We start from the raw sequence: 1,817 nt of genomic DNA on the forward strand, positions 1-1,817 counted from the left end.
CGCAGCCGGCGCGATCGGCTGCGGATGACGCGCATCCACGACCTGCTGGTGCGGGAGGGCTTTGAAGGCTCCTACGATGCCGTCCGCCGCTATGCGAGCCGCTGGCGGGAACAGCGGCGCAAGGACGGAGGCGACGACGCACCGGCCTTCATCCCGATGATGTTCCAGCCTGGCGAGGCGTATCAGTTCGACTGGAGCCACGAGGACGTGGAGATCGCCGGCAAGCCGATGCGGGTGAAGGTTGCGCATGTCCGCCTCTGCGCATCCCGTGCGCCTTATGTCCGGGCCTATCCGCGCGAGGGCCAGGAGATGCTGTTCGACGCCCATGCACGGGCCTTCGCCTTCTTCGGCGGCGTTCCCCGGCGCGGCATCTACGACAACATGAAGACGGCGGTGACGAGCGTGTTCACGGGCAAGGAGCGCGTGTTCAACCGCCGCTTCCTGATCATGACCGATCATTACATGGTCGAACCGACCGCCTGCACACCAGCGGCGGGATGGGAGAAGGGACAGGTCGAGCAGCAGGTGCAGACGATCCGGGGGCGCTTCTTCCAGCCCCGGCTTCGGTTCGCAAGCCTGGCCGAGCTCAACGGATGGCTCGAGGCGGAGTGCCGGCGCTGGGCCGAGCATCACCCCCATCCCGAGCGCGGCGATATCACCGTGGCCCAGGCGCTGGAGATGGAGCGGCCTGTTCTGCAGCCGATCCTGGCGCCCTTTGATGGCTTCCATGAGAGCGAACATGCCGTCACCGGCACCTGCCTCATCAGCTTCGACCGCAACCGCTACTCGGTCATGTCCAGGGCGGCGCGGCGCACGGTGCAGGTGCGCGCCTATGCGGACCGGATCGTCATCCGCTGCGGCGAAGAGATCGTCGGGGAACATGAGCGTCACTTCGGGCGGAACCGCACCATTTACGATCCCTGGCATTATCTGCCGGTTCTGGCCCACAAGCCCGGCGCCCTGCGCAACGGCGCGCCGTTCCAGGACTGGGAGTTGCCGCCATCCCTCCATCGCCTGCGACGCAGGCTGGGGAACGGGGATGAGGCGGATCGCAGGTTCGTGCGGGTGCTCTCGGCTGTGCTCACCGATGGCCTGGACCAAGTCGAGGCGGCGGTGCGCGAAGCGCTGGCGAGCGGAACGGTCAGCGACGACCTGATCCTCAACATCCTCTCTCGTCGCCGCGAGCCGGCGACGCCGCATAGCATCGTCACCTCGGAAGACCGGATGCTGAGCCATCCGCCGATCGCCGACTGTGCCCGCTACGACCGACTGCGAGGCTATGATGCAGCGGCATGAGATGATCGACACGATGCGCGGCCTGGGCCTCAAGGGCATGGTGGCGGCGTACGACGAGGCCGTCACCACCGGCCTCCAGCGCCAGCGCACCACCATGGAGATCTTGACCGATCTGCTCCGCGCGGAAGCCACCCACCGCGATGCCGCATCGATCCGGTATCGCATGACGGCCGCGCGGCTGCCGGTGGTGAAGGACTTGGAGCGGTTCAGCTTCGAAGGGACGCCGATCAACGAAGGGCTGATCCGCTCCCTGCATGATGGCTCCTTCCTGCCGGCGCGCCGCAACATCGTGCTCGTCGGCGGCACGGGCACCGGCAAGACCCACCTCGCCATCGCGATTACCGCCAACGTCGTGCGCAAAGGGGCTCGGGCACGATACTTCAACACCGTCGATCTGGTGACACGCCTCGAAGAGGAGACCCGGATCGGCAAGGGCGGGACCCTGGCGGGACAGCTCTCGCGGCTCGACCTGGTGGTGCTCGATGAGCTGGGATATCTGCCGTTCGCGCGCTCTGGCGGCC

The 1,817-nt window shown here is 67.1% G+C and carries 2 protein-coding genes; both read left to right on the forward strand.

What is annotated here, in order from left to right; all coding sequences use genetic code 11:
* The coding region (gene istA / locus ACFQ24_RS03985; RefSeq protein ID WP_380909158.1) for an IS21 family transposase at positions 1 to 1,296 on the forward strand (1,296 nt) is incomplete at its 5' end.
* Positions 1,283 to 1,817 (forward strand): ATP-binding protein (locus tag ACFQ24_RS03990; protein WP_380909160.1); only part of this gene is annotated, 535 nt, incomplete at its 3' end. The genes istA and ACFQ24_RS03990, both read left to right, overlap by 14 nt.

This window comes from Sphingobium olei (assembly GCF_042678845.1).
GTDB classification, from domain to species: domain Bacteria; phylum Pseudomonadota; class Alphaproteobacteria; order Sphingomonadales; family Sphingomonadaceae; genus Sphingobium; species Sphingobium olei.